Below are 1,259 nucleotides of genomic sequence, written 5' to 3'. Positions count from 1 at the left end.
GTCCTCTTCCTTGATGTACTGGATGACCTCTTCGGCCGTGCTGAACGTCACTTGCTCTCCTTACGAATCGGTTCCCAGCCAGTCGCGATGCTGGCCCTTTCGAACGACCTGCGCGCAGTCGCTACGAAGGGGTTCGTCGCGACCTGACGCTAAGGACGCGGTGTTTCCCAACAGTCAAGGCTATGTTTCGCCAGTGTTACGCGAGCCGGATGCCTGGGTGATGTCAGCCATCCGGGTGCGATCTTCACGCTAATCCTGCCATCCGCGTGATCCCGCGCTGACGTGACCTCCATTAATGCGGTCGTGGGCGACCGATCGCGCGCCACTATCCTGGGTCCCATGGCGCGTATTACCGGCACATGGCTATCCGGATCCCCGGGCGAACCCGGCGACTCGGACATCTCCGGCTACCCCGGTGAGCTGTACGGGCTGCCGCGCGAGGGAGCGGGCTCGCTCGCCCCGACGTGGCGACGCGTCGTCGCGCTGTTCATCGACTGGTTCATCGCGGTCGGGATCGCCGCGGTGATCACCCGCAGCTTCGCATCGTCGTCGATGCCGCTGCTGGTGTGGTTCGTGGTCGGCGTGGCCGCGGTGACGCTGTTCGGGTTCACCCCGGGGCAGTACTTCACGAAGCTGCGGGTGCTGCGCATCGACGCTCCGGTGGCGGTGGGTTTCGTGCGCGCGCTGGCCAGGCAGGTGCTGCTGGTGTTCGTGGTGCCCGCGCTGTTCACCGATGCCGACGGCCGCGGCATGCACGACCGGGCGACCGGGACGGCACTGGTCAACGCTCGCTGAGCCGTTGGGCCCGCTCGTACTCGCGCGCGGCCATACGATCAAGCCGTGTCACTGAATCCGGCCATGTTGGCCGTACGTTTTCTGCTCGAATTGATCGCCATCGCCTCGTTCGGCGTCTACGGATGGCGCGCCTTCGACTCGCCGTGGCGGTACCTGCTCGTGGTGGTCCTGCCGATCGCGGCTGCGACGCTGTGGGGCGTGTTCACCCTGCCCGACGATCCGGGACGCGGCGGCGGTTCACCGGTGCCCGTCTCCGGCCCGGTCCGGCTGCTCGTCGAGTTCGCGGTGCTCTTCGGTGGCGCCGCGGCACTGTGGGCCGCTTCGCTGCCGCGGCTCGCCTTGATCTCGGCGGCTGTTCTCGTCGGTTACCACCTGTTGGCATACGACCGGGTTCTGTGGCTGCTGACCGGCCGCTCACCCAACGCCTGAAACGGCGCGAGCCCGTCACCTGACAAGGTGACGGG

At 66.9% G+C, this 1,259-nt stretch carries 2 protein-coding genes; both read left to right on the top strand.

Features of this window, described 5'->3' with window-relative positions:
• Positions 1-339 precede the first annotated feature (339 nt).
• Positions 340-795, top strand: a complete 456-nt coding sequence (locus tag ACFWF3_RS36345; protein WP_379318723.1) for an RDD family protein — start codon at positions 340-342, stop codon at positions 793-795.
• Between the two features lie 45 nt (positions 796-840).
• Positions 841-1,224 (top strand): YrdB family protein, encoded by a 384-nt coding sequence (locus ACFWF3_RS36340; protein WP_378996508.1) that lies wholly within the window; start codon positions 841-843, stop codon positions 1,222-1,224.
• The last annotated feature ends 35 nt before the right edge of the window (positions 1,225-1,259 follow it).

This window comes from Nocardia sp. NPDC060220 (genome assembly GCF_042727815.1).
Classification (GTDB): Bacteria; Actinomycetota; Actinomycetes; order Mycobacteriales; family Mycobacteriaceae; genus Nocardia.
This window is presented reverse-complemented; position numbering and strand designations above follow the sequence as displayed.